Origin of the sequence: Klebsiella grimontii (genome assembly GCF_900200035.1) — a bacterium.
Lineage (GTDB): Bacteria > Pseudomonadota > Gammaproteobacteria > Enterobacterales > Enterobacteriaceae > Klebsiella > Klebsiella grimontii.
In genome coordinates this window covers 320,672-347,086 of record NZ_FZTC01000017.1, presented here as the reverse complement: position 1 = coordinate 347,086, position 26,415 = coordinate 320,672, and the positions used below count along the sequence as shown (strand labels likewise).

At 54.7% G+C, this 26,415-nt stretch carries 27 protein-coding genes; 13 read left to right on the top strand and 14 right to left on the bottom strand.

The window, feature by feature from the left end; translation table 11 throughout:
- The first annotated feature begins 62 nt into the window (after positions 1–62).
- Together KOSB73_RS14215 and KOSB73_RS14210 are read left to right on the top strand one after the other, a co-directional pair.
- Complete coding sequence (locus tag KOSB73_RS14215; RefSeq protein WP_004139565.1) at positions 63–767, top strand: SDR family NAD(P)-dependent oxidoreductase; 705 nt, start codon at positions 63–65, stop codon at positions 765–767.
- Between the two features lie 214 nt (positions 768–981).
- Positions 982–1,227, top strand: coding sequence for a YmjA family protein (locus KOSB73_RS14210; RefSeq protein ID WP_004139568.1), 246 nt, complete (start codon positions 982–984; stop codon positions 1,225–1,227).
- A gap of 97 nt (positions 1,228–1,324) precedes the next feature.
- Here KOSB73_RS14210 and ompW read toward each other — a convergent pair whose 3' ends face one another.
- Positions 1,325–1,963, bottom strand: coding sequence for an outer membrane protein OmpW (gene ompW, locus KOSB73_RS14205; RefSeq protein WP_004121296.1), 639 nt, complete (start codon positions 1,961–1,963; stop codon positions 1,325–1,327).
- Positions 1,964–2,276: 313 nt separating this feature from the next.
- On the opposite strand from ompW, the gene KOSB73_RS14200 reads away from it, so the two are divergent.
- The 4 genes from KOSB73_RS14200 to yciA all read left to right on the top strand — a co-directional run bounded on the left by KOSB73_RS14200 (position 2,277) and on the right by yciA (position 6,521).
- The gene (locus KOSB73_RS14200; RefSeq protein WP_004121298.1) at positions 2,277–3,020 is read left to right on the top strand and encodes a YciC family protein; all 744 of its coding nucleotides are present in this window, start codon (positions 2,277–2,279) and stop codon (positions 3,018–3,020) included.
- A 52-nt stretch (positions 3,021–3,072) separates the two neighbouring features.
- The gene (locus KOSB73_RS14195) at positions 3,073–3,612 is read left to right on the top strand and encodes a septation protein A (protein WP_004101360.1); all 540 of its coding nucleotides are present in this window, start codon (positions 3,073–3,075) and stop codon (positions 3,610–3,612) included.
- Positions 3,613–3,842: 230 nt separating this feature from the next.
- Entirely contained in the window at positions 3,843–6,023 is a 2,181-nt protein-coding gene (locus KOSB73_RS14190; protein ID WP_004138183.1) for a TonB-dependent siderophore receptor, read from the top strand.
- Positions 6,024–6,122: 99 nt separating this feature from the next.
- A complete protein-coding gene (gene yciA / locus KOSB73_RS14185) occupies positions 6,123–6,521 on the top strand; it encodes an acyl-CoA thioester hydrolase YciA (protein WP_004121302.1) in 399 nt (132 codons plus the stop codon).
- Positions 6,522–6,553: 32 nt separating this feature from the next.
- Here yciA and KOSB73_RS14180 read toward each other — a convergent pair whose 3' ends face one another.
- Positions 6,554–7,090: a YniB family protein gene (locus tag KOSB73_RS14180; RefSeq protein ID WP_004138185.1), complete on the bottom strand. Its 537-nt coding sequence runs from the start codon at positions 7,088–7,090 to the stop codon at positions 6,554–6,556.
- Between the two features lie 130 nt (positions 7,091–7,220).
- Here KOSB73_RS14180 and hxpB point away from each other — a divergent pair, with 130 nt between their 5' ends.
- From hxpB to KOSB73_RS14160, 4 genes are all read left to right on the top strand, one after another.
- Positions 7,221–7,889, top strand: coding sequence for a hexitol phosphatase HxpB (hxpB, locus tag KOSB73_RS14175; RefSeq protein ID WP_024359438.1), 669 nt, complete (start codon positions 7,221–7,223; stop codon positions 7,887–7,889).
- Positions 7,890–8,037: 148 nt separating this feature from the next.
- Positions 8,038–8,799, top strand: coding sequence for a 2-dehydro-3-deoxy-D-gluconate 5-dehydrogenase KduD (kduD, locus tag KOSB73_RS14170; protein WP_024359439.1), 762 nt, complete (start codon positions 8,038–8,040; stop codon positions 8,797–8,799).
- A 91-nt stretch (positions 8,800–8,890) separates the two neighbouring features.
- Positions 8,891–9,481 carry a metal-dependent hydrolase gene (locus KOSB73_RS14165; protein ID WP_004138197.1) on the top strand — a complete coding sequence of 197 codons (591 nt, stop codon included), beginning with the start codon at positions 8,891–8,893 and terminating at the stop codon, positions 9,479–9,481.
- Positions 9,482–9,615: 134 nt separating this feature from the next.
- Positions 9,616–11,007 (top strand): L-cystine transporter, encoded by a 1,392-nt coding sequence (locus KOSB73_RS14160; protein WP_004138198.1) that lies wholly within the window; start codon positions 9,616–9,618, stop codon positions 11,005–11,007.
- Positions 11,008–11,081: 74 nt separating this feature from the next.
- Here the strand turns inward: KOSB73_RS14160 and cedA are convergent, their stop codons facing one another.
- Entirely contained in the window at positions 11,082–11,321 is a 240-nt protein-coding gene (cedA, locus tag KOSB73_RS14155; protein ID WP_024359440.1) for a cell division activator CedA, read from the bottom strand.
- A 196-nt stretch (positions 11,322–11,517) separates the two neighbouring features.
- Between cedA and katE the strand changes: the two genes are divergently transcribed.
- Positions 11,518–13,776 carry a catalase HPII gene (gene katE, locus KOSB73_RS14150; RefSeq protein WP_024359441.1) on the top strand — a complete coding sequence of 753 codons (2,259 nt, stop codon included), beginning with the start codon at positions 11,518–11,520 and terminating at the stop codon, positions 13,774–13,776.
- A gap of 40 nt (positions 13,777–13,816) precedes the next feature.
- Here katE and chbG read toward each other — a convergent pair whose 3' ends face one another.
- The 7 genes from chbG to osmE form a co-directional block, all read right to left on the bottom strand.
- Positions 13,817–14,575 (bottom strand): chitin disaccharide deacetylase, encoded by a 759-nt coding sequence (chbG, locus tag KOSB73_RS14145; RefSeq protein ID WP_004138201.1) that lies wholly within the window; start codon positions 14,573–14,575, stop codon positions 13,817–13,819.
- 12 nt (positions 14,576–14,587) lie between these two features.
- Entirely contained in the window at positions 14,588–15,934 is a 1,347-nt protein-coding gene (locus KOSB73_RS14140; RefSeq protein WP_004138202.1) for a 6-phospho-beta-glucosidase, read from the bottom strand.
- A 102-nt stretch (positions 15,935–16,036) separates the two neighbouring features.
- Positions 16,037–16,876 carry a transcriptional regulator ChbR gene (chbR, locus tag KOSB73_RS14135; RefSeq protein ID WP_029669837.1) on the bottom strand — a complete coding sequence of 280 codons (840 nt, stop codon included), beginning with the start codon at positions 16,874–16,876 and terminating at the stop codon, positions 16,037–16,039.
- 12 nt (positions 16,877–16,888) lie between these two features.
- A complete protein-coding gene (gene chbA / locus KOSB73_RS14130; protein ID WP_004138207.1) occupies positions 16,889–17,236 on the bottom strand; it encodes a PTS N,N'-diacetylchitobiose transporter subunit IIA in 348 nt (115 codons plus the stop codon).
- Positions 17,237–17,289: 53 nt separating this feature from the next.
- Complete coding sequence (gene chbC / locus KOSB73_RS14125) at positions 17,290–18,648, bottom strand: PTS N,N'-diacetylchitobiose transporter subunit IIC (RefSeq protein WP_004121341.1); 1,359 nt, start codon at positions 18,646–18,648, stop codon at positions 17,290–17,292.
- A gap of 168 nt (positions 18,649–18,816) precedes the next feature.
- Entirely contained in the window at positions 18,817–19,137 is a 321-nt protein-coding gene (gene chbB, locus KOSB73_RS14120; protein ID WP_004101340.1) for a PTS N,N'-diacetylchitobiose transporter subunit IIB, read from the bottom strand.
- A 285-nt stretch (positions 19,138–19,422) separates the two neighbouring features.
- Positions 19,423–19,761 carry an osmotically-inducible lipoprotein OsmE gene (osmE, locus tag KOSB73_RS14115; RefSeq protein ID WP_004121344.1) on the bottom strand — a complete coding sequence of 113 codons (339 nt, stop codon included), beginning with the start codon at positions 19,759–19,761 and terminating at the stop codon, positions 19,423–19,425.
- Between the two features lie 230 nt (positions 19,762–19,991).
- Here osmE and nadE point away from each other — a divergent pair, with 230 nt between their 5' ends.
- Both nadE and cho read left to right on the top strand, forming a co-directional pair.
- Entirely contained in the window at positions 19,992–20,819 is an 828-nt protein-coding gene (gene nadE, locus KOSB73_RS14110) for an ammonia-dependent NAD(+) synthetase (RefSeq protein ID WP_024359442.1), read from the top strand.
- 102 nt (positions 20,820–20,921) lie between these two features.
- Positions 20,922–21,782 carry an excinuclease Cho gene (cho, locus tag KOSB73_RS14105; protein ID WP_004138213.1) on the top strand — a complete coding sequence of 287 codons (861 nt, stop codon included), beginning with the start codon at positions 20,922–20,924 and terminating at the stop codon, positions 21,780–21,782.
- A gap of 34 nt (positions 21,783–21,816) precedes the next feature.
- Here cho and KOSB73_RS14100 read toward each other — a convergent pair whose 3' ends face one another.
- From KOSB73_RS14100 to astE, 4 genes are all read right to left on the bottom strand, one after another.
- Positions 21,817–23,859: a DUF2207 domain-containing protein gene (locus tag KOSB73_RS14100; RefSeq protein WP_098140601.1), complete on the bottom strand. Its 2,043-nt coding sequence runs from the start codon at positions 23,857–23,859 to the stop codon at positions 21,817–21,819.
- Between the two features lie 4 nt (positions 23,860–23,863).
- Entirely contained in the window at positions 23,864–24,406 is a 543-nt protein-coding gene (locus KOSB73_RS14095) for a LemA family protein (protein WP_004138218.1), read from the bottom strand.
- Positions 24,407–24,614: 208 nt separating this feature from the next.
- The gene (gene spy, locus KOSB73_RS14090; protein ID WP_004138219.1) at positions 24,615–25,097 is read right to left on the bottom strand and encodes an ATP-independent periplasmic protein-refolding chaperone Spy; all 483 of its coding nucleotides are present in this window, start codon (positions 25,095–25,097) and stop codon (positions 24,615–24,617) included.
- Positions 25,098–25,446: 349 nt separating this feature from the next.
- Positions 25,447–26,412, bottom strand: coding sequence for a succinylglutamate desuccinylase (gene astE, locus KOSB73_RS14080; RefSeq protein ID WP_024359444.1), 966 nt, complete (start codon positions 26,410–26,412; stop codon positions 25,447–25,449).
- Between the last annotated feature and the right edge of the window lie 3 nt (positions 26,413–26,415).

Genomic DNA, 26,415 nt, shown 5'->3' with positions numbered 1-26,415 from the left:
TCCGCCTGCTACAGCACCGGCCTATATTTATCCCATCATTTATTTACGCCGGAGTGATGCCAATGGCCGCTTCCACTAAAACAGTATTGATCGCGGGCGCTTCACGCGGGCTTGGGCACGCCATGGCTGAACAGTTTCTGCTGCATGGCTGGCAGGTCATCGGCACCGTGCGCGATCTCTCGCAAACCACGCCGCTGCATCATCTGGCCCGGGCGTATCCTGGACGGGTTCGTATTGAGGCGCTGGATATTTGTGATAATGACGGAATCGCGGCGCTGCGCGAAACGCTTAGCGATAACGTACTGGATATGCTGTTCGTCAACGCGGGCACCACCAACCGCGATCCGACACAAACCATCGGCGAAATCGCGACGGAAGAGTTTATTCATGTCATGTTGACCAACGCGCTCGCGCCGATGCGGGTAATAGAAAGTCTGCAAGATGTCGTGTTGCCGCAGGGGCTGATTGGCGTTATGTCTTCAGGACAAGGCAGTTTGAGCAATAATACCGGCGGACAGCGCGAGCTGTATCGCGGGAGTAAAGCCGCGCTGAATATGTTTATGCGCAGTTTTGCCGCCCGCCCTGCCTGCGTATCGCATCCCCTGGTGGTCATGGCGCCGGGCTGGATCCGCACGGCCCTCGGCGGCGAGAATGCCCCACTCACCATTGCCGAGACCATCCCCTCGCTGGTGAACGTCCTGCTGGAAAAACAAAACCGCCCCGGATTAGAGTATCTGGATTATCGAGGATGTCGGGTACCGTGGTAATAGTTTTATGCGTATTAATGGCGTGCTGACGGGTTCAGGGCAGTCAATTTTGGCTTTTTACGCTATTACCCCCGATGACGGGGAGTTTCCGCGCCCGTTGCGTATGGTGTGGGCTCGGCATGCGTTTTTCTGGTCGTTCCTGAGCTAAAGCCAGGCAGGAGTGATATTATTCAGGCCAGAAAATGCAGGCACAACGTCAATCGGGGAGCGATTTATGCACGAGGAAGTACCACTGAAATATTACGACATTGCGGATGAGTATTCGACCGAGTCCGCTGAGCCCGTCAGCGAGTCGGAACGCGATCCTCTGGCGCGCTATTTCCAGCTGTTGATTACTCGCCTGATGAATAACGAAGAAATCAGCGAGCAAGCGCAGGGAGAGATGGCCGTACAAGCGGGCATCGATCGCCAGCGCATTGATGATATCGCGGTATTTCTGAATAAATGGGGTAATGAGTAGCCGTTACTGCAGCCGCTCCGGGGGAGGCTTAAGCAAATCCGCCACGCGTCAGAAAGCGTAATAAAGCTGGTCATTGCGACCAGCTTTATCCGGGACTTTAGAACCGGTATCCCGCGGAGAACATAAACACCCACGGATCCAGACGAATACTGTCGTGCTGCTGCGCGCCCGCCAGCTTATAGTTGGCGGTGGTGTCGATATCCATGTACCACACCGACATGTTAATCAGCCAGTCGCGGTTAATCAGATAGTCCATCCCCACCTGCCCTGCCGCTCCCCAGGAGTCTTTCAGGCTCAGGTCAGAGATACCGGTTTTTTTACCCGTATCGTTCACGCTCTCATCGAAGAAGGTCGTGTAGTTGATACCCGCGCCAATGTAAGGACGCAGTTTGCTGCTCGAATCGCCAAAGTACCACTGCGCCATTAACGTCGGCGGTAAATGGTGAACGGTCGCAATATTGCCGGTTGCCGCGGTCCCGACTTTATGCCGGAACGGCGTGGCGGCCAGCAGTTCAACGCCTATGTTATCGGTTGCCATATAGGTGAATGTCAGACCCAGTTGCGTATTGTTGCTGACGTTAAAGCCCCCCAGGCTGCCTAACGTACCGCCCGCGCCTTCGGTCGGCCTGACCGTGGCCGAACCCGCGCGAATAAAAAATTCACCGGCTTCATGCGCCCAGACGCTGCTGCCGGAAAGACTGCTCAGAATAACAACCGCCGCTGCTAACTTTTTCATACCCACTTCCTCATTATGGTTATTCAGCGCAAGAATATACATACAAAGAGGTATGTTTGATCCAACATAGATCACATTAAGTCGGCAAATTTAACATTTATTGATCCAGATTAATTTTCACTTTCTCAATACAATCAGTGATAAGCGTGTGGTATCAAGTTTCTTCCATTATGGTCCTCCAGACAGCGCTTCGCTGATTTCCTCTTCTATTTACAAAGATATACTTAGCGCGCAGCAGCAGAGACTGCTACCCAGCCGCGATTTGCGGTACAATCGCCGGCTAGTTAACACCTGCAATACTCAAGGAGAATGCATGTCTATCACGGCAAAGTCCGTCTACCGTGACACCGGGAACTTTTTCCGCAATCAGTTCGTTACTATCCTACTGATTGCGCTGCTATGCGCGTTCATTACGGTAGTACTTGGCCATGCCTTTTCACCCAGTGAAGAACAGCTGTCGATATTAAGCCAGGGCGATAGCCTGGCGGGTAGCGGCGGGCTGTTTGAACTGGTTCAGAGCATGACGCCTGAGCAGCAGCAAATCCTGCTGCGAGCCTCCGCGGCCTCCACTTTCTCCGGTCTTGTAGGCAACGCCATCCTTGCCGGCGGCGTTCTGCTCATGATTCAAATGATCTCCGCCGGTCAGCGGGTCAGCGCCCTTCGCGCGATCGGCGCTTCCGCGCCGGTGCTGCCAAAGCTGCTGCTGCTGATCCTGCTGACGACGTTTATCGTGCAGATGGGGATGATGCTGGTGGTGGTGCCTGGCGTCCTGCTGGCTATCGTGCTCTCTTTCGCACCGGTTATGCTGGTGCAGGATAAAATCGGCATTTTCAGCGCCATGCGTGGCAGTATGCGTCTGGCCTGGGCCAACGTGCGTCTGGTGGCGCCGGCGATTATCGGCTGGCTGCTGGCGAAAACGCTGCTGCTGCTGTTTGCATCGAGCTTCGCGGTCCTGACGCCGAACGTTGGCGCGGTGGTAATAAATACCCTCAGTAATCTGATCTCTGCATTGTTGCTGATCTATTTATTCCGCTTGTATATGCTTATTCGCAACTAACTTAATCCGGGGCGGGCTATTTCTGCCCCGATCTGAACGACGGAATCGATGTATGAAGCAGTTTCTGGATTTTTTACCGCTAGTAGTCTTCTTCGCATTCTACAAGCTATATGATATTTACGCCGCGACAACCGCGCTGATTATCGCCACCGCCATCGTGCTGATCTACAGCTGGGTACGCTATCGCAAAGTCGAAAAAATGGCGCTCATTACCTTCGTCCTGGTCGCCGTATTCGGCGGATTGACTATCTTCTTCCATAACGACGAGTTTATTAAATGGAAGGTAACGGTTATCTACGTGCTGTTCGCCAGCGCGCTGCTGTTTAGCCAGTGGGTGATGAAAAAACCGCTGATCCAGCGCATGCTGGGGAAAGAGCTGACGCTGCCGCAGCAGGTGTGGTCGCGGCTCAATCTGGCCTGGGCGGTATTTTTTATTCTTTGCGGGCTGGCGAATATCTACATCGCTTTCTGGCTGCCGCAGAATATCTGGGTCAACTTCAAGGTCTTCGGCCTGACCGCGCTGACGCTGGTCTTCACCCTGCTGAGCGGCGTTTATATCTATCGCCATATGCCGCAGGACGACAATCATTAAGCTGCCATTCTCCCGGCACGCAGCTCTGCGTGCCGTCTTCCCCCTTGATCTACTGTTATGCTCTCTGAACAGGATTAAAAAACCGTTTTCTTCATGATATCTGCCGGATCACGGAAAGTTGCGGCAAATGTGAGGATTTTGTGGAGATTAACGCAGTGTTATTGTAATGATAATTATTATCATTGATATTCTCGATCTCAATTTCACCCGCTTTTATAGGGATATTTATCATGAGACCGCAGAAACAGCACATAACCACTCCCCTCGCTCTGGCCATCGCAGGCTTGTTCAGTCCGGCTGGCTTTGCCGAAGAAGTGGAGCAGGATACCGAAACCATGGTGGTACGGGGAACCGCCGAAGAGGCGCTGAAGCAGCAGCCGGGCGTCTCGATCATCACCGCGGAAGATATCGCCAAAGATCCGCCGGTTAACGACCTCTCAGAAATTATTCGTAAAATGCCCGGCGTAAACCTGACCGGCAACAGCGCCAGCGGCAGCCGCGGCAACAATCGTCAAATAGATATTCGCGGTATGGGGCCGGAAAACACGCTGATCCTTATTGATGGCGTGCCCGTCACTTCCCGCAATTCTGTGCGCTATAGCTGGCGCGGCGAGCGCGATACCCGCGGCGACAGCAACTGGGTGCCGCCGGAAATGGTGGAACGCATTGAAGTTCTGCGCGGCCCTGCCGCAGCGCGCTACGGCTCAGGCGCCGCGGGCGGCGTGGTCAATATCATCACCAAACGCCCCACCAACGACTGGCACGGCTCGCTCTCGCTCTATACCAATCAGCCGGAAAATAACAAAGAAGGCTCCACTAACCGGGCTAATTTTAACCTCAACGGACCGCTGGCCGGGGATGCCCTGACCATGCGTTTATACGGCAACATTAACAAAACCGAACCCGACGCCTGGGATATTAACCGCGCGCAAAATGGATCTTATGCCGCGGGCCGCGAAGGTGTGCGCAACAAAGATATTAACGCCCTGCTGTCGTGGAAAGTCACGCCGCAGCAGATTATCGATTTTAGCTACGCCTATAGCCGGCAGGGCAATATCTATGCCGGCGATACCCAGTATAGCAACAGTAATATGAGCCCCAATGGCCTGGTGGATACCCTCTACGGTCAGGAAACAAACCGGATGTATCGACAGACCTGGGGGCTGACCTATAACGGGATCTGGGACTGGGGCCAGTCGAAGGCGGGCGTCTACTACGAAAAAACCAACAATACCCGTCTGCAGGAGGGTACTACCGGTCGCGTGGAAGGGATGATCAATAGCGATGTTTATGACACCAGCCGCCTGGAGTCGTGGCGCTCAACCGCCGAGGTGAATCTCCCCTTCAACTGGCTCGCTGAACAGACCCTGACGCTGGGCATGGAGTGGAATCGCGATGAGCTCAACGATCCGGCGTCCATGCAGGCCACCACCACCACGGATGCGCTCCCCGGGGTGTCCGGCGATCCTTCACAACGCAGCCCCAAGAACAGCGCCACGCTGACCGGTATTTATCTCGAAGACAATATTGAGGCAACGCCGGGCACCAATATTATCCCGGGTCTGCGCTTCGACTACCATAACGACTTCGGCAGCAACTGGAGCCCGAGTCTGAACCTGTCGCAGGATCTGGGGGATATGTTTAAGGTCAAAGCAGGTATTGCCCGCGAGTTTAAAGCGCCGAATCTGTATCAGTCGAGCGAAGGCTACCTGCTTTCCACGCGCGGAAACGGCTGCCCGATAAGTATTGCCGATGGCAACTGCTATCTTTTGGGTAACCCGGATCTCGACCCGGAAATCAGCATCAATAAAGAGATTGGTCTTGAGTTTAATCTCAACGGTTACAACGCTGGCGTCACCTGGTTCCGCAACGATTACAAAAACAAGATTGTCTCCGGCACCGAGGTGCTGGGTAATACCGCCAGCGGAGCGAATATCCTGCAGTGGGAGAATGGCGGGAAAGCGGTCGTCGAAGGCCTTGAAGGCACGCTGCTGGTTCCGGTTATTGCCGATACGCTCAGCTGGCGCACCAACGCCACTTATATGATCAAATCGGAAAACAAAGATACCGGAAACCCGCTGTCCGTAATTCCGAAATACACCATCAATACCCTGCTTGACTGGCAGGTGACCAGTAAGTTTTCGGCGAACGTCAACTGGACCCTGTACGGTCGGCAGAAACCGCGCGAATATGCGGAAATTCGTAATGAAAACGGGGTGCTGGCCACCAATGAAGTCGGTTCTTATTCCGTGGTGGGTATCGGCGGCAACTATCAGCTAATGAAAGACCTGCGCCTGAACGCCGGGATTAGCAACCTGTTTGATAAGCAAATTTATCGTGAAAACGAAGGCGCTTCGACCTATAACGAACCGGGCCGCGCCTACTACGCTGGCGTCACGATCTCCTTCTGACCCTTCACGCCCGCTATCGCGGGCGTATTCCCTATTCTCTCGACGCCATTTTCATAGTAGCATCGCGCCTGATCATCTTTGACTAGTACAGAGTATAGAATGACAACAACAGATCTTGCGCCGAAGGGCGAATTGGTTTTACGCACCCTGGCGATGCCGGCGGACACCAACGCTAACGGCGATATTTTCGGCGGCTGGCTGATGTCGCAGATGGATATTGGCGGCGCCATTATGGCCAAAGAGATTGCCCACGGCCGCGTCGTGACCGTCCGGGTCGACGGCATGACCTTTTTACGCCCGGTGGCGGTTGGCGATGTCGTATGCTGCTACGCCAACTGCGTGAAACGCGGCAACACGTCGATAACCATTAATATGGAAGTGTGGGTCAAGAAAGTATCGTCTGAGCCTATCGGCCAGCGCTATAAAGCGACCGAAGCGCTGTTTATCTACGTCGCGGTGGATAATCAGGGCAAGCCTCGCGCCCTGCCCGCCCTGTAATGCAGCCGGCCCGGCACAACCGGGCCGATCGTTTACAGAAAACCGAGTAAAGAGAAGAAGAAGTAGCCCAGTACAATAATGACCACCGGCAAAACGTAAAGCGGAAAATACTGCACCAGGATGGTATGACGCGGCACCACCACGCGTTCGGAGATTTGCTCACGCGTCAGCCCTTCGGCCCCTTTCGCCTGCTCCAGAATCAGCTGATCCTCCACGCCTTCGCGCAGAAATTTCGCCTGGCGCCCCATCCGCGCCCCGGACGCCTGCAGCGCCATGCCGACAAACACCAGAATATAGATGATCCAGAAGCCAATGTTCATACCGTGCTTAAAGTCCGGCAGCGGCGAGTTGTACCAGAAGAAATTGAGGAACGGCGTATTAAAACGCATCATCTCAATCATCACATGAGCGAAGTCCATCATCACCGCGTCAATGCCCGGTTTTTTCTCACTGTGCTCGTACATAAACTTCAGCACGGAAATCAGCGTCGAGATAACCGCCGGGATAAATACCACCCACCCCAAAATACGTTTAAGTACTGCAACGCGTCCAGCTTGTTGATACGTCATGGGTTCCCCTTGTTAAGACGCCTATCCACTCTAAGTCTACCTTCGTCGGCGAATTTCGCCCAATAATGCGCGGTATGATATACCATGAGTGCCGATTCGTTATCTATTTACGCTACAAGGAGAGGGACTTATGTCAGCCAGGCGCCAGATTCACGCCGCGATTTTTGATATGGATGGTTTACTGATTGATTCCGAGCCGCTGTGGGATAAAGCAGAGCTGGAGGTGATGGCAAGCCTGGGGGTGGATATCAGCCGCCGCCATGAAATGCCGGATATTCTGGGGCTGCGCATCGATTTAGTCGTCGACCTGTGGTTTGCCCAGCAGCCGTGGAAAGGCCCGGATCGCGCGGAAGTCACCGCGCGGATCATCAATCGCGCCATCCAGCTGGTGGAAGAAGCGCGTCCGCTTCTCCCCGGCGCGCGCCAGGCGGTGGCATTGTGCAAAGCCCAGGGGCTAAAAATCGGCCTCGCGTCGGCATCGCCGCTGCGGATGCTGGAAAAAGTCCTCACCATGTTTGAACTGCGCGACCAGTTTGACGCCCTCGCTTCCGCCGAAATGCTGCCGTTCAGCAAACCGCATCCGCAGGTGTATCTGAACTGCGCCGCCAGTCTTGGCGTCAGCCCAATGAACTGCGTGGCGCTGGAAGACTCGGTCAACGGCATGATTGCCAGCAAAGCAGCGCGGATGCGGTCTATCGTGGTACCGGAAGCGGAAAACAGCCGCGACCCGCGCTTCGTGCTGGCTGACGTGAAGCTTGCTACGCTTGAGTCCCTCACGCCGGGCGACCTGCTCGGTTAATCCTGCCGGTGATGATGGGAGAGCGGCATCATCCCATCATCACAAAAATAAAACACCGTTTCATTTTTAATTGTTTTTTCCTCTTCCGCCCTCTATGCTTATCTCAACGGCGTTATTTGACGCATGAAATCAGCATACAGAGGTGCATATGGTACTGAACGCCTTTGACCTTGCGGGCAAGGTCGCCATCGTGACGGGTTGTGATACCGGGCTGGGCCAGGGAATGACGTTAGGCCTTGCGCAGGCCGGGTGCGATATCGTCGGCGTGAATCGCCGGATCCCCCATGAAACCGCAGAAAAGGTCCAGGCGCTGGGCCGCCGCTTTACCGCTATCCAGGCCGATCTGAGCCGGCAGGATGAGATTGAAGACATAGTGACTCAGGCCGTGGCCGCCATGGGCCGGATCGATATTCTGGTCAACAATGCGGGAACCATCCGTCGCGCCGATGCGCTCTCCTTTAGCGAAAAGGACTGGGACGACGTGATGAATCTGAATCTGAAGTCGGTGTTCTTCCTTTCGCAGGCGGTCGCCCGGCAGTTTATCCAGCAGGGTGACGGCGGGAAAATCGTGAACATTGCCTCAATGCTCTCGTTTCAGGGCGGTATTCGGGTGCCATCCTACACCGCGTCAAAAAGCGGCGTACTGGGCATTACCCGCCTGATGGCCAACGAATGGGCCGGGCATCGCATCAACGTTAACGCGATTGCGCCGGGGTATATGGCGACCAATAATACCCAACAGCTGCGCGATGACGCCGAGCGTAGCAAAGCGATCCTCGACCGTATTCCGGCCGGGCGCTGGGGGGTTGCGGATGATCTCCAGGGGCCGGTCGTCTTCCTCGCCTCCAGGGCGGCGGATTACATCAGCGGCTATACCCTGGCGGTGGATGGCGGCTGGCTGGCGCGCTGATGATTTTGTGACAAAGAGTTACACCGTCACCTCTTTCGCACACTGTATAAAAACCCTATACTGTATGAATTGACAGTTTAGGGTTTTTATCATGACGGCGGAAGGCCACCTCCTCTTTTCTATCGCCTGCGCGGTATTTGCGAAAAATGCGGAATTAACGCCCGTGCTGGCCCAGGGCGACTGGTGGCATATTGTTCCTTCCGCCATCCTGACCTGTCTGCTGCCGGATATCGATCACCCGAAGTCATTTCTCGGCCAGCGCTTAAGCTGGATATCAAAACCGATAGCGCGCGCCTTCGGCCATCGCGGCTTCACCCATAGCCTGCTGGTGGTTTTTGGCGCGGTCGCGATTTTCTCATTGAAGGTGCCGGAAAGCTGGATAGTTCCGGCAGATGCGGTTCAGGGTCTGGTTCTGGGCTATCTCAGCCATATTCTCGCCGACATGCTCACCCCAGCGGGCGTTCCGCTGCTCTGGCCCTGCCGCTGGCGTTTTCGTCTGCCCCTCCTCGCGCCGCGCAAGGGCAACCAGCTGGAGCGCGCGCTGTGCATGGCGCTGTTCATCTATGCCGTGTGGATGCCGCAAAACGTTGCCGAAAACAGCGCCGTTCGCTGGTCATCGGATATGATTAATTCGCTGCAAACTACCTTTAATCGCTTTATTAGCCACCAGTCTGGGCGATAAACCAGCGAATTAATCAATTAGTTATAATCAATTCCATTTGAATATAAGTAACGAATTACGCCTTCTGCTACCCTTGCCGTCATAAGAGTTGGTTATTGACCAACCCGGTTATAAAAGTTATCAGGAGAACGGGGATGAACTTTCCATTAATAGCGAACGTTGTCGTGTTCGCGGTTTTACTGTTGGCGCTGGCCCAAACCCGGCATAAACAGTGGAGCCTCGCTAAAAAAGTGCTGGTCGGTCTGGTTATCGGCGTGGTTTTCGGCCTGGCGCTACAGCTTATCTATGGTTCCGACAGCCAGGTGCTGAAGGACTCTATCCAGTGGTTCAATATCGTCGGTAACGGCTATGTTCAGCTGCTACAGATGATCGTCATGCCGCTGGTTTTCGCCTCGATTTTGAGCGCGGTGGCCCGTCTGCACAATGCTTCGCAGCTGGGTAAAATCAGCTTCCTCAGCATCGGTACCCTGCTGTTCACTACGCTGATTGCGGCGCTGGTCGGGGTACTGGTGACCAATATGTTTGGCCTCACCGCCGAAGGTCTGGTTCAGGGCAGCGCGGAAACCGCCCGCCTCAACGCCATTCAGAGCAACTACGCCGGTAAAGTCGCGGACCTGAGCGTCCCGCAGCTGATCCTCTCTTTTGTGCCGAAAAACCCGTTTGCCGATCTGACCGGCGCGAACCCGACATCGATTATCAGCGTCGTTATCTTCGCTGCGTTCCTCGGCGTCGCGGCGCTGAAGCTGCTGAAAGATGACGTAGCGAAAGGCCAGCGCGTACTCACCGCCATCGACACGCTGCAGAGCTGGGTGATGAAGCTGGTACGCCTGGTGATGCAGTTAACGCCGTACGGCGTACTAGCGCTGATGACCAAGGTGGTTGCGGGCTCTAACCTGCAGGACATCATCAAGCTCGGCAGCTTCGTTATCGCCTCTTATATTGGTCTGGGCATCATGTTCGTGGTGCACGGTCTGCTGCTGGCGGTGAACGGCGTGAGCCCGCTGAAGTACTTCCGTAAAGTCTGGCCGGTGCTGACCTTCGCCTTTACCAGCCGCTCCAGCGCCGCGTCGATTCCGCTGAACGTGGAAGCGCAAACGCGTCGTCTGGGCGTGCCGGAGTCTATCGCCAGCTTCTCCGCCTCGTTCGGCGCCACCATCGGCCAGAACGGCTGCGCGGGTCTTTATCCGGCGATGCTGGCGGTAATGGTCGCGCCAACCGTCGGTATCAACCCGCTCGATCCGCTGTGGATTGCAACGCTGGTAGGCATCGTGACCGTCAGCTCCGCCGGCGTCGCGGGCGTAGGCGGCGGCGCGACCTTTGCCGCCCTGATCGTCCTGCCAGCGATGGGCTTGCCTGTCACGCTGGTGGCGCTGCTGATCTCGGTGGAGCCGCTCATCGATATGGGCCGTACCGCGCTGAACGTGAGCGGGTCTATGACCGCCGGTACCCTGACCAGCCAGTGGCTGCGTCAAACCGATAAAACTATTCTCGATAGCGAAGAAGATGCCGAGCTGGCGCACCGCTAAGCTGATGCCATCTTCAGGTTATCAAAACAAAAAACCGCTGAAATATCAGCGGTTTTTTTATTTCCCCTGCAGCCTCAGCCGTCAATTTCGCCTTCCTGCCTCATTTGCGTCGCCCAGCGCTGCGCCGCTTCCGGCACGTTAAACGGTGGGGAACGGCGAAAGTGTTCATCGATCAGCACAAAGGCAACGTACTTACCCCGCAGAGCCCAGACGTCGCGAAAACCATCCATTTTGACGGCGTGTTCCGGCGGCGCAGGCTCCACTCGAGGCACGTAGCTAATGACCTGACGATTTTGTTGGCGAAGTGGTTTCATCACAAATAGATTCACTAAACACAGCGGGAAACGGAAACCCTTATCATAGCCGAAAGCGCCCCCCTTCGTCGCCCCCTGCTTGCGGCCCTTTAGTAGCAAAACTCTTATAAAAATATGTTCTTGAAATGATGTTCTACAATTAGAAGGGTTTTGGTTTAGCAATGACCATTTTCAGTAATGAAAGCAGGAGCACGCAATGTCTGATAAACACCCTAACCCACAACCCCATCAATCACCGGTTCACGATGACCGGGAAGCAAAACCTGGTCTGGATGCCCTGGCCCCCGAAGACCAGAACTGGCGGCCCACGCCGCATCCCACTGCTCCAGGCGAAGAGCCGACCGCGCCGGGCAGTATGAAAGCCCCGGATACGCACAGCGAAAAGCTTGATGCCCTCGAAAAACATCGCAAAGGCGGTGAGGATTTTGCCCTCACCACCAACCAGGGCGTTCGCATCGCTGACGATCAAAACTCGCTGCGCGCGGGTAAACGCGGCCCCACGCTGCTGGAAGATTTTATCCTGCGTGAAAAAATCACCCACTTCGACCACGAGCGCATTCCGGAAAGGATCGTCCATGCCCGCGGCTCCGCTGCGCACGGCTATTTCCAGGCGTACAGCGATTTAAGCGACATCACCAAAGCCGATTTCCTCTCCAGCCCCGAGAAAAAAACGCCGGTCTTCGTCCGCTTTTCAACCGTTCAGGGCGGCGCAGGCTCCGCCGATACGGTCCGCGACATCCGCGGTTTTGCCACCAAGTTTTATACCGACGAAGGGATTTTCGACCTGGTCGGCAACAATACGCCGATCTTTTTTATCCAGGATGCGCTCAAATTCCCTGATTTTGTTCATGCGGTGAAACCTGAGCCACACTGGGCCGTCCCGCAGGGGCAAAGCGCGCACGACACGTTCTGGGATTATGTCTCGCTACAGCCGGAAACGCTGCATAACGTGATGTGGGCGATGTCCGACCGCGGACTGCCCCGCAGCTACCGCACGATGGAGGGCTTCGGCATCCACACCTTCCGCCTGATTAACGCGCAAGGCAAAGCCACCTTCGTACGTTTTCACTGGAAGCCCGTGGCAGGCAAAGCGTCTCTGGTTTGGGACGAGTCGCAAAAGCTGACCGGTCGCGATCCTGATTTCCACCGCCGTGATTTATGGGAAGCAATTGAAGCCGGCGATTATCCTGAGTACGAACTGGGCTTACAGCTGATCCCGGAAGAGGACGAGTTTGCTTTTGATTTCGATCTGCTGGATCCCACCAAGCTGATTCCGGAAGCGCTGGTCCCGGTGCAGCGCGTCGGTAAGATGGTCCTCAATCGCAACCCGGATAACTTTTTTGCCGAAAACGAACAGGCGGCGTTCCATCCTGGGCATATCGTTCCGGGGATAGACTTCAGCAACGACCCGCTGCTTCAGGGCCGACTCTTCTCCTATACCGATACGCAGATTAGCCGCCTCGGCGGGCCGAATTTCCATGAAATCCCGATCAATAAGCCCACCTGCCCGTACCATAACTTCCAGCGCGACGGCATGCACCGGATGGATATTGATACCAACCCGGCAAACTACGAGCCCAACTCCATTAACGATAACTGGCCGCGGGAGACGCCGCCGGCCGCCAAACGCGGCGGCTTTGAATCCTATGCCGAGCGGGTTGACGGAGAAAAAATTCGCCAGCGCAGCCCCTCGTTTGGCGAGTACTACTCTCATCCCCTGCTGTTCTGGCGTAGCCAGACGCCTATTGAGCAGCAGCATATTATCGACGGCTTTAGTTTCGAACTGAGCAAGGTCGTCAGGGAGTGGATCCGCGAGCGGGTGGTCGATCAGCTGGCGCATATCGACCTGCAGCTGGCTCAGGCGGTGGGCAAAAATCTGGGGATTGAGCTCACCGACGAGCAGCGCAGCATCACCCCGCCGCCGGATGTTAACGGCCTGAAGAAAGATCCGACCTTAAGCCTGTACGCCATTCCCAGCGGGGACGTTAAAGGCCGGGTGGTAGCGGTACTGCTTAACGATCGGCCGGTCGCGAAAGAGCTGCTGGCGCTGCTGAAGACGCTGAAGGCGCACGGAGTACATGCCAAACTGCTCTATTCCCGAATGGGTAAAGTGAAGGCCGATGACGGTAGCGAGCTTCCGGTGGCCGGAACCTTTGCCGGGTCGCCCTCGTTAACCGTCGATGCGGTTATCGTTCCCGGCGGCGATCTGCAAAGCCTGAGCAACAACGGCGATTTCCACTATTACCTGCTGGAAGCCTACAAACACCTGAAACCGATTCTTCTGGCAGGCGATGCCCGGCAGTGTAAAGCGCCACTGCAGATTGCCAGCCAGGGTGAAGAAGGCGTTGTTGAGACGGATGCCATTGATAGCCAGGCGCTGGATGAGCTGATTACCCTGATGGCGGCGCATCGGGTGTGGTCAAGAAGCGCCAAAATCGCCGCGATCCCGGCATAAAAAAGATGCCCGGCAGAAATGCCGGGCTTTTGACTTGCCTTTATACATCGCGATAGGTTCCGAGCCGGTAACCGCGCTCGGTAATCGCCGATTTTAGCGACTCGCTCGTCAGCACATCCAGCTCGGTCAGACGCGGATAGCAATAGGCGCTGCCCATAATCGTGTTATCCACGAACGCCGGATGGCACATTACCTCCAGCGACGTCTCACCGCGGCGGATAGAGGCATCCAGGGTTTGCAGAAACAGCGCTTCCGAAACCCCTTCCCCGTAAAACTCGCTGGCGAACCCTTCGCTGCTGCGCGCCGCATCCTGCGCCAGGCCTGACAGCGTCGCCAGCTGACGGTCGATCCGCAGCGCCACGCCCTTCTCGCGGGCGAACGCCGCGACGATGGGGTAGATCTGCGCGATCATATGCACATGGTGATGGCTGTCGATATGCGTCGGTTCATGGCCAAACAGCTCGACAAAGCGCTGATACTGCTGCTCCAGTTCGTGGGCGATTTCGTCCAGCGGCAGGCTGTCCTCTTCCGCCATCTGCCAAATCCACTTACCGAGACGCCCTTCGCGGGTTAGCCCCGGCATCGCCGATAGCGGTTCGCCCAGCGTCAGGACAAAATGCATCCCCACCGCCAGTTCGGGGACGCAGCGGCTAAGCTGGGCAGCGTGGCTAATCGCCGCGCCGTTGACCAGCGCCGTCGTGGAGGTGACCACACCGTTCTTGCAAGCTTCGATAATGCCGTAGTTTTGCCCCCTGCTGAGGCCAAAATCATCAGCATTGACGATTAACACGCGTTCCATGAGCCGCTCCCGTTACTGTTTCAGTTTTTCGATAGTCGCCGCAAAGTTTGGCAGCCACTGCTCGTGCGCGAGGATCATCTCCCGCGCCAGCTTTTCAGCATCGCGATCGGAGTGGATCAGCGGGCTTAGATTAAGCGCCAGCAGCACATCGTCCAGTTTACCGCTGATAGCCGCTTCGCTTGCCGCGACTTCAAAACCTTTAATGGTGTAAATCAGACCCAGCACCTTCTCATCGAAGTGCGTAATGCGCGGCGTCGGTTTGGCGCCATCGCGACCCAGCGTACAGGTCATCTCTACCGCCCAGTCGGCCGGGATATTATCGACGTGGCCGTGATGCGGCACGTTAACGTAATGCTCGGCCTGCTTATCATTGTAAATGGCGTTAATCACTTCACAGGCGGCGTCGGAGTAATAGGCCCCGCCGCGCTGCTCCAGCTCTTTCGGTTTCACGTTCAGATCCGGATCCTTATAGAGCTCGAAAAGCTGTTTCTCAACTTTCTGCACTACCTGCGCGCGCGCGCCGCCTTTGTAGTACTCGCCCATTTCAATCGCCAGCATCTCTTTTGGCTTAAAGTAGTAGAGCAGATAGGAGCAAGGGATCAGGCGCAGCGACCGGAGCAGCCCTTCGCTAAACGGCAAATCAAAGATATTTTTCACCGAGTTTGCGCTCAATCGACCCGACGCTACGCCGTCAAGCAGCTCGTCAAAGCGTGAAACGCCGTTGACCAGCACATCGCGAACAAACACCAGATGGTTGAGACCAAACAGATCGATATTGAGCTCATCGCTCGGAGCCAGCTTCAGCACGTCGGTGATAAACATCTTCATGCCGATAGGAATATTGCACACGCCGATAAAGCGCTTAAAGCCGGTATGCCGATAAACCGCTTCGGTTACCATGCCCGCCGGGTTGGTAAAGTTAATCACCCAGGCGTTCGGACAGACTTCCTGAACATCTTTCACAATGTCAAAAATGACCGGAATGGTGCGCAGACCTTTAAACAATCCGCCCGCGCCGTTGGTTTCCTGGCCTAAATAGCCGTGGCTCAGCGGGATACGCTCGTCCTTCTCGCGCGCCTTAAGCTGGCCAACGCGCAGCTGGGTGGTGACGAAATCGGCGCCTTCCAGCGCCGCGCGGCGATCCAGGGTCTTGTAGACTTTCATCGGAACGCCGGCTTTTTCCACCATGCGCTGGCACAGCGCGTGGATAATATCGAGCTTTTCCTGCCCTTCAGCGACATCCACCAGCCACAGTTCGCTAATTGGCAGTTCATGATAACGCTTCAGGAATCCTTCCAGTAATTCCGGGGTATAGCTGCTGCCGCCGCCGATTGTCACTACTTTCAATTTCTGGCTCATTATTTTCTCCCTTGCGGATAGCGCATATGCGGCACCCGCTCTCCGCGTAAATACGGACAGTTAATTTGAATATTTAGACCGCGCGGACTATTCCGCGCCCGGTTAATTAATACTGGTGAGGTGTTTCCGATAGCTGCTGGGGGTAAAGGAAGTCAGCTTCTTGAATGTTTTAATAAACAGACTTGGGCTACTGTACCCCGACTCATAGGCGATATCGGTCACCGAGTAGTTGGTTATCTCTAACTGTTTCTTCGCGAAGTTGATGCGAATATCGTTAATCATCTGCATCGGCGTTTTGCCATAATATCGCTGGGTTGCGCGGGTTAAGTACTCCTGCGTTTTACCGGAAAGCTCAACCATATTTTCCAGCGCCCCCTCGCCAAATTTAAGCTTATCGTGCATACCCTCGACGGTATTTTTCAACCACTGCGGAATAACATCTTCGGTAGGCTCTTCACGATAGTGCCGCAAACGATTCAGGGTGTAAAAAGACACCAGTTCGATAAATTCGTCAAATTCAGTTTCGCGAAAATTCAGTGATGCAATAACCGACTCAATATAACTGAGAAAAGTACTTTTAACGGCATAGACCTGAGAGGCGACGAGACCAAACGGCAGCAGCGGCAGATAGTGTTTCTCAAAGAAACTTTTGCTGATACCGACGTTAAGAATGCGCGTCGCGCCAAATTCATAAAAACTCTGGTGATGCGACCCCATTGGGATAAAGACAAAATCCCCGCGCTCCAGCAGCACCCGCTTGCCATTAATAACCTGATAATAGCGCCCGGTTAAAACGATGGTGTATTCGTAGTAATCATGCTGGTGAAGCCCGCTTACGCTCTCCGTTTTGTTGTAGATGACCACATGAAAGTTCTTGCCGTTAAAGAGTTGTTGCTCCCGGGCGGTACTGATTTCAGTGGTCATCATCTTTGGCTGCCTCATCGTGTCGATGACCTATTGTACCTTCTCGTGCAGCTCAATCAATTCGGCAACCAGCTCACGAGCCAGCATTGAGGTCATCAGATGATCCTGCGCATGAACCAGCACCAAACTCACCTTCATTTTGCCCTCGCCCTCATCGCTCTCAATCAGCTGCGTCTGCACAAGGTGCGCTTCGCTCAACGCCATGCGTGACTGTTCCATCATCGCTTTGGCCGCCGCGAAATCTCCCTGCTTTGCCTGCTTCAGCGCGGCATAAGCCAGGCTACGCGCTTGTCCGGAGTTGATAATCAGCCCCATCACCACCTCTTCGAGGTCGTTTACCGCGCTCTCTTCTGCTGCGATGTTATCCAGATCAAACATAATGACTCCCTTATTTCCTGGACGGTACGGGAAACCTCCCGTACCGCTTAATATTAGAATTTCAGTGCGTTAGCGATATCTTCTTCGCTCTCTTCCTGCTCAATAACGCCCTGCGCTTTGTTAGAGATCACCACAAACGGCAGGTAGACCAGGGTGGATACGGCAAGGTTGAACAGGGCCAGCAGCAGGGCCGCGACGCTACCGTTGGTGTTAAAGAAGGCGCCTAAACCGGTCGGCATGGTCCACGGCGCGATATTGGTAATCGGCGGGATGATGCCCAGGGTGTAAGCCGTCATGGTGATAGCCGCCAGCAGAGGCTGAATCAGAATGAACGGGATAAACATCACCGGGTTCATAATAATCGGCAGGCCGAACAGGATGGGTTCGTTAATCTGGAAGATGCCTGACGGCAGCGCCAGTTTGGCCACCTGACGATGATCCTCACGACGTGAAGCGATAAAGATGGCGATGATTAAGCCCAGAGTCGCGCCGGTACCACCAAGGAAGATGTAGGAATCAAGCATCGGCTTGGCCCACATATGGAAGCTCTTACCCGCGGCCAGCGCGGCCTCGACGGAACCGTACTGCTGGTAGGTTGCGATGTTTTCCAGCGCCCACGGCGTCATGATCCCGCTATCCAGCGCCGACAGCGCCAGCGACCCGTGTACGCCGAAGAACCACAGCAGCGAGGTGAAAATAACGTATGCCCAGCCTACGACGGCGCCCATTGAGGCCAGCGGCGTGGAGATCGTGTCCATGATGATCTGGTGGAAGTTAGTCCCCCAGTGGGTCAACGCCCAGGAGATAATCCCCATTATCGAGAGGATAATGAATGCCGGGATAACCGCCGAGAATGAACGGGAAACCGAAGCCGGCACGCTGGACGGCAGCGTAATCACCCAATTGCGATGTACGATAAAGGTGAACATCTCGGCAACGACCAGACCGATCACAATACCGGAAATAATATTGGCGCCGCCTAACCAGTTAGCGCCAACGGCGTAGGCTTCACCGACGCTATAAGGCGTGACGGTCATAAATGCCGCCACGGCCAATAAACCGGCGGCCATCGGGTCCACTTTACGCTCTTCAGCTAACGCGGAACCGATGAAGAAAGGCGCCATTAGCGACATAATGCCGAGCGTACCGTTATAAACGTTACCGCCAATAGCTTTAAAACCGTTAAGCGTTTCTATGGTGGAGGCATCCAGACGGATACCCATTGAATAAAAGAAGGAGCCGTCGCCGAAACTCAAAAATACGTTGTTAATTAAAACAAACATTGCCCCGGCTAGCGTCAATGGCATTAGCTTAATAAAGCCGTTTTTAATTGCGTTGACGTGGGGCTGCCTTCCTATTTTGACGGCAAAAGGAAGGAGTACCTTTTCAAGCGAGTCAATCACTTTACTCATAATAAATACCCTTTAAGGCCGCAATATAATCATTGCGGCAATGATAGATGAAATTACTCTTTGACGGGAAAATAAACTCTGGGTATTTCGGACAGCAAACAGCTAAAACACACCCTCACGAAATTTTAACCGCTGCTATCCGAAATATGTCGAGTTTTAAAATAAAAATTATTGTGCAGCAGCTTTCTTAATGGCCGCAACGGCCGCTTTCAGAACACCTAATCCATCGATCTTACCGTACAAAACAGAATCAATGACTTCTACGGGTTTATTGGGTAGTAAACGCTGAATATCCGGCAACATATAGGAAATTTGTGGGCCTAATAATACGACATCGGCATCAGGACCTTTTTCACCGGCCAGGGTCTCCGGAAATGCTTCAATAATCACCGGCACTTCATACTTCTCGGCCTGGGCGCGCATTTTCGATACCAGCAGTGATGTCGACATCCCAGCAGAACAGAACAGGTAGATATGTTTCTTTTCCATGAACGCTTCCTCAATTTGTGTGACCCGGTCCTCCCGGTATCATGGATGCCTGAGAGGCGGTAAGAGATGTTTCTTTGAATTAGTATTGTTTATGCATTGAGTATACGGCATCGTTCAGCGCCAGGATAATTCCTCCTTGAACAGAATTGTCTCTCATTGACCTCGCGTTTTGACTGCCTTCACATTTCCCTCAAATAATTCGCGCAATTAAATAAGCATCAGAGTTCACAAAAAAGCCCGACCAATGGTCGGGCTTACGTAGAAATCAGCGTTACGGCTGGGGTATTACTTACTGTTGCGCGGGTCGGTATCGTACTCGGCGCAGGTCTGATAACCGGAATTTATCACGTGGCCAGTATCGTCCAGGGCGACAAAGTAGGTTTCAATTTTACCATCGCGTTGACCCAGGATGTATGTCTGGCAGGTACCGCGCGCGTGGATCATGGTAACTTCTGATGAAGGCTTACCGGCAATCTGCGCAACCTGGGCGCGGCTCATGCCTTTTTTAACGTCTTTGACCACCGGCTGAGTGAACTGATCTTTGGTACGGTCATAGGCCGTACAGCCTGCCAGCATGGTCAATACAGCTGCTGCGCCCAGAAATCCTGCAAAATGCTTGTTCATGTTCCGTCCTCTTTTTTTTGGCGTGTTAATAAGCCTGGAATAAATATCGTTATTTTTCAAGCCGAAGGTGGAAATGAAACGAAATTAAGAGCTTTCCAATAATAAATCCCCTCTTGTTGCGGTTGCCTGCTTTTGCTTCACTCAAAATTGTGATCCTTGTCGTTTTACCGGCAAAGAGGTAGGTTAAACCTCTGCTGATTGGCAAACAGATTTACTTCCCGGAGGGCGCAATGACGCTACAACAAGAGATTATTCAGGCGCTGGGCGCAAAACCCCAGATCGATGTCGAAGCCGAGATACGCCGCAGCGTAGATTTTTTGAAGTCCTACCTGCAAAAATACCCCTTTATTAAATCGCTGGTCCTCGGCATCAGCGGCGGCCAGGACTCTACGCTCACCGGTAAATTGTGTCAGTTGGCCATCAACGAACTGCGCGCCGAAACCGGCGACAGCAGCCTGCAGTTTATTGCCGTGCGCCTCCCGTACGGCGTGCAGGCGGATGAACAGGACTGCCAGGACGCTATCGCATTTATTCAGCCGGATCGCGTATTAACGGTCAATATTAAGGGCGCCGTGCTGGCCAGCGAGCAGGCGCTGCGCGAGGCCGGGATCGAACTTAGCGACTTTGTTCGCGGTAATGAAAAAGCCCGCGAACGCATGAAGGCGCAGTACAGCATCGCCGGAATGACCCACGGCGTAGTGGTAGGCACCGACCATGCGGCGGAAGCGATCACCGGGTTCTTCACCAAATACGGCGACGGCGGTACCGATATTAACCCCATCTTTCGCCTCAACAAACGCCAGGGCAAACAGCTGCTGGCCCATTTAGGCTGTCCGGAGCATCTGTATAAAAAGCTGCCGACCGCCGATCTGGAGGACGACCGCCCTTCACTGCCCGACGAAGTGGCGCTGGGCGTGACCTACGAAAATATCGATGACTATCTGGAAGGTAAAACGCTGGACGAGAAAATCGCGAAAACGATTGAGGGCTGGTATCTGAAAACCGAACATAAACGCAGACCGCCGATTACCGTCTTCGACGACTTCTGGAAAAAGTAATCCCCCTCTCCCCTCGCCCCGACGCCTCGGGGCGATTTTTTATCCTTTTCGCCTCTCCCTCCGGCTGCTATACTGGATAAATAAACAGCATCAGGAGCAAAAGTGGCAAGAAGGCAATCCGCCCCGCGTCTCGAATTTGAAGCGGCGGCAATTTATGCGTATCCCGAACATCTGCGTCCGTGGCTTGAGGCGCTGCCTAAACAGCCGGGCGTCTATCTCTTCCACGGCGAAAGCGACACCCTGCCGCTGTATATTGGTAAAAGCGTGAACATCCGCAGCCGGGTGCTGTCGCATCTGCGCACGCCCGACGAAGCGGCCATGCTGCGCCAGGCGCGGCGTATTACCTGGCAGCGGACGGCTGGCGAACTCGGCGCGCTGTTATTAGAAGCGCAGCTGATTAAAGAACAGCAGCCGCTATTCAATAAACGACTGCGGCAAAACAGGCAGCTGTGCTCATTACGCCTTGCTGACGACCGTCCTCAGGTGGTTTACGCCAGCGAGCTGGATTTCTCACAGCAAAGCGATCTCTATGGCCTGTTTGCAAATCGCCGCGCGGCGCTGCAGGCGCTGCAAAAAATCGCCGATGAGCATCGCCTTTGTTACGGATTAATGGGCCTTGAACCGCTCAACCGCGGGCGCGCCTGCTTTCGCTCCGCTCTGGGCCGCTGCGCGGGGGCCTGCTGCGGGAAAGAGAGCGTTGAAACGCACCATCAGCGGCTGCGCGAGAACATGCAAAAGATGCAGCTGGTGTGCTGGCCGTGGGCCGGAGCGATCGCGCTGGAAGAGAGCAGCGATGATATGACGCAATACCACATTATTCAAAACTGGCTGTGGCTCGGCGCGGTAGCGTCCCTGTCACAGGCATCATCGCTCACGCGCCTGTCGGCCAAATTTGACCATGACGGTTATAAAATATTGTGCAAGCCGCTGCTCAGCGGCCGCTATAAGCTCCATCCCCTGTGAAGCGAATGTAAGCCCCGATTCGCTATCGGGGCAATTACCAGCCGCCCCCGCCGCCCCCGCCCGAGCCGCCTCCGGATGAACCACCTCCAGAGGAACCGGATCCGCTATAACCTGAACCTGATGATGAACCGCTCCCTGAACCGCTATCCGGCGTTGACATAGAGGCGGTTCGGCAGGCTTCGCTGAAGTGTTCGACGCTTCCCCAGTCGGCGGCGGCAAACGCATGCGACATGGCGCCTGTACTACTCAGGTAGTGGGCAAAGGTATTTGCCCATGTTTTCCCTACGTCCAGCGCCAGGGCAACCGGCAGCAGCGCTTCAAAATGGGAAATCATCTGCTCAGGCGGATAGATAATCTGATAACGATGCTTTTCGGCGGTGCCCAGATAGAGCATCAATCCTTTCGCGATAGCCAGTTCATCAAGCCCGTGCTGCGTATAGCGAGGCGTTTTCCAGGCAACGAAAACGCACAGCGCGAACGCAGCCATAAGCGCGCCAATGTATCCTGACGGAAGCTGGGTGATGGGCAGTATACCAAAGAGAAAAATCCCGCCACCCAGCGTCGCGAAGGGGCCGAAGAACGCCAATAAAAAGAGCGGTACCGGCCCCCAGGCACGCCACATTTCCCCCGGGCGGCATATAAAGCGCAGCAAACAGGTGAGCATCGCTCCGCCAATCAGCATAAAAACCGCGGCCGGTATCGTCAGCAGCGCGGCCTGCGTATTAACCCAAATGCCGCAGACCACCGGCACCAGCAGTGCGATATAGATGCAGCGCCGCAGCGGCTGCCCCCACTTGCGAAACACCTTAGTCCGCTGCGCCACACAACGTTTCTCCAGCTGTTCACGCGCGTTTTGCATGGGGCGTTGATGGGCCTTGCTGAGATCGATATTCTTTTGTTTATCTTTAAAAAGCGTGCTTAACAGCTTCAGGTCATCACTGTTTAATCGCCTGTTTCCCTCAACGGGCAAACGGGTTAACCGCTGTTTTACGCCGGAGTCAGCAAGCCACGGGTTATGAGTGTGATGACTGTCCCCGCTGACCGCCATTCCGCGTTTAGCCACCAGCGCTAATAAATCGCTACTAAAAGCCACATCATCATATTTACGCCGGGTGATAAAACGCAGGTATCCCGGAGACATGCCGGGGGGCAGCGAATAAAGCGCAACGACCGGCGGCATTTTTAGCCCGGCTTTGGTGACGTTTTTTCGCCACCACATCAGGTAATAAGCGGCCATAAGCAGCAAGGGTAGCCAGACCACTCCGGTTTTTAAGGTGGGGATAAGGAGATGCACCAGCGGCAAAGCGGCCTCCGGCGCCGGAGCGTCGGCAAGGATCGACCGAGGCCAGGTATAGACCACGGTCAGTCCCTCCCCCCGCGCCAGAGGCCGCAGGGTGCGGACGCTACCGTCAGGAAGAACTTGCGCATTGTGTTCTTTCGCCCCTGCGACACCGGTATAAACATCAAGCGATCGCAGTCTGGCGTCCTTAGCGTCAGCGTTGAGATTTCCAACGGCGTCCGGGAGTTCAAGATGAAAGCTGGCCTTGCTGATAGGCCACGCCCAGTCGTTGCCCGTCACGTTCCAGTAAAGCTCATCCCACTCGGGGAAGCGGCTGAAATGGTTGCTGATTTGATAGCGAATTTCGTAGTTATAGATCCCGGGTTTCAGGACCCGTTCGCCGCTGCCAATGCGTACCGTCAGTTTTTTTTCTGCTTCGTCAAGGCTAAAAGGCTCAGGCACGCCATCGCGCGACACCGACTCGATCGCGTAATACACGCGAAAGATCTTGCCGTCCTGACGGTTCCAGGTCAGCGGCAGCGTACGGAAAATCCCCCGCCGAATCTGCCTGCCCAGAGAAAGTACTTTGATATTTTCTCGCATCTCCATACTACCGTCCGGGTTAAAGCGCGCCCGGGCATCGAAAGAGAGGATATGTTCATACGCTGGAATAGCGTCAGCGGGAAGCTGGGAGGCATCCTTGATGATGATCATGTCGTCGGCGGCAAAAGCCGCACTGATGTTCAAAAGCAGCAGCAGGACGAGGGTGCGCCCCCCCTGAAAAAGTAAATTCGCCATTTAATCACGCCATCCGTGGTGATTTAGCTTCTTCCGGTGAGTCCAGTTCAAAGAAGGCTTCTGCTTTAAAATTAAATAACCGCGCCAGCAGCAGGCTAGGGAAAGATTCGACCAGAATATTGAAATCGCGCACCGTGCCGTTGAAGTAGCGGCGAGCCATCTGCAGCTGCTCTTCTATTTCATTGAGCGATTGTTGTAAGGCAAGGTAGTTTTCGCTGGCTTTAAGTTCCGGGTACGCTTCGCCAAGCGCGAAAACGCGCCCTAGCGTGCCAGAGTACTGGCGCTCGTTGTCGGCGATCTGTCGGGTACTGCCGACCAGTTCGCCACGCTGGCGGGAAATCTCTTCCAGCAGTTCTTTTTCATGCTGCGCGTAGCGTTTCACCAGGCTCAGCAGATTCGGCGCCAGGTCGTGGCGACGCTTAAGCTGTACGGCAATGCCGCTCCAGGCTTCGTCTTTGAAACGTCGCAGGGAGATAAAGCGGTTATAGGTCATTACGACCCAGATGAGGACGACAACGAGGACGGCGAGGCCGATATACATTTCCATATGCAAGATCCATGAGCAGAATAGGCTTTACACCAGGACACTTGAGTCCGTGGCGATCGTTAAGGCATTCATACTGGCACATTCGCCCCTGCCGGGTAAATCAGGTTTCACGATGGATTTTTAGCAGACAAAGAAAAAACCGCCGGCCCTGCCCAAAGCCTGTTGGCGTTATTGGGCAAGACCGGCGGTCTTAAGTCAGCGCGCTGAGTTATTCAGCTGGTGCAGGCATTTTACCTTCCGGCGCTTTACGATCTGTCAGATGCTTCTCAAAATTCGCATTGAACTGTTTTTTCTGTTCCGGCGTCAGGATGTTGTAAATCTTGTTCTGGGTTTCCAGACGCGCCAGCGCCATCTCTTTATGCTGGGCCTCCATCTTATCAATCTGCGCTTCCGCTTTCGCCTTATCGAAGGTATCGCTGGCTACCAGTTCATGCATCGCGCGGCGCTCATCCAGGGATGGACGTTTCATATTGTCGCGCTGGCTCTTCATGATGTCGCGGATTTGCGTTTTCTGCGCCTCGGTCAGGTTCAGACCTTTAAACATCATTTCGTGTGGGCCGCCAGGTCCGCGCTTATGATGCATCATCGGAGCGTTATCGGTTGGGGTAGCCGTAGCGTCAGCCGCGTGGGCCAGGTTAGCCGCGCCCAGAGCCAGAGTAGAGGCAACAAACAGTGCTGTAATCTTCTTCATCGTTCAATCCTTACTTTGCGTTATTCTTACGGCGCGTTGCCGTGTTGACGAGATTAACTTTACGACGTTTATCGTCAATTAATCAGAGCAAGCGTAAAACATTGAAAGTGTAAAAAACAATTTCTCGCCAATTATGGAGAAAATAAGGAAAATGAGAAGATAAATGCAAGGAAAAATAAATAAGCAACTGTTTTAGCGGGAAATTATGAAGATTATAAATCAGCAGAGATTAAAAACAAAGCATTTAACCAGGAATAATCTGCAATCAAAGAACAGAGCACGAAAAAATAAGATGGCAGCGGAAAAATAAACGCCGAAATAAACGCCGCCGCCCGGACGGGCGACGGATTCACTGGAAGCGCTGCAGCATCAGCCCGGCGCGCTGGCCGAAAGCGACGCTGGGATTGGGAAACAAAACGTACTCTTGCTCCCCTTCCACCACGTAGCGGGTGTCGCCATCCTCGGCAAGCAACGTTCCGGACGAAAACGGCGTAAAGTTCAGCGTCTGCGCCGACATATGCAGCTGGAACCTGTCGCTGCTGCGGGTGATTTGCTGTACCACCCTGTAGCGCAGCGGCGTGTGCTCATCCTCCAGCGTCAACTCCCCCGCCAGCAGCAGCAACAGCGCGCGTTGGGTGGCCACAAACAGGCGCAGATCGTTATCGCCAAAAGGTAGCGCCTTGCCGAGCTCCAGCGTGCAGGAGAGCGCGCCGAAACGTTCGCTGCTGAAATGGGTAAAGGTCCCGCCAGGCTGCTGATGAAACACCAGCGCTTCCAGCCCTGCCGCCCCCAGCCAACGCAAAAAACCTTCATCCCATGGTTTTTCTCTCGCCGGAAGAACACCAAAGCGGGTATGCAGCGAACCGCGTATGGCGGTATGTAAATCCAGGTGCCAGCGCTCGCCAGCCGTCGCGGCATAAAACCGCGCCAGGGCATGCTCCATCTGCCGGGCGCGAACGGTTTCATCGCTGGCGCTAAAGGCCCGCCAGCGCTCGCCAAACATCCGGTTGATATCGCTATGCAGATAACGCTTGTTGGCCCTTAACGCCTGAGGGTTACCGAAGATAACCAGCAGCCGCCAGCGGAGCGGCGTTTCCCCACGAAACAGCTGACGCAGCAGGAGATCGGTGATTTCGACCGGCGCGGTTTCATTGCCGTGAAGCCCGGATGACAAAACCAGCGACCGATCGCAGGGCTCATGGGGAACGAGCTGCAGAATGCCGCAGTCAATCCAGTGCCAGCGGAACTGCGCGGTTTGGCCATGAAAATGGTGGGGCAAACGCCCCGCCAGAGTGAGTGCCAGAAAGTCGTCCACGAC